The organism is Oleiphilus sp. HI0123 (genome assembly GCF_001635315.1).
On record NZ_LWGE01000629.1, the window covers coordinates 1 to 323 of the forward strand.

The window sequence follows — 323 nt, forward strand, 5'->3', positions numbered from 1 at the left end:
TTGATCGATAATTCGCCTTCTTTGGGTGTACTAATGATCAACTCTCTTGCTGCGAGCCAGCAGCTCATCGTACCTTGTCAAACAGAGTTTCTTGCGATTAAAGGCTTGGAAAGAATGATGCATACTTTGGGTATGGTTATTCGGTCTCAGAAAAGCAATTTAAGACATCTTATTCTGCCTACCATGTTTGATCGTCGAACACAGGCTTCAACACAAAGCTTGCGTACCATCAAATCGACGTGGGGAGATGATGTCTGGAAGTATGCCGTTCCAGTTGATACGAAGTTCCGAGATGCAAGTATGAAAGGTCTGGTACCATCTAT

The 323-nt window shown here is 43.3% G+C and carries 1 protein-coding gene; it reads left to right on the forward strand.

Translation table 11 applies throughout. From position 1 onward, the window contains the following. Positions 1–323, forward strand: a 323-nt coding sequence (locus A3761_RS05715; RefSeq protein WP_156491642.1) for a ParA family protein, incomplete at both ends; no start/stop codon positions are given.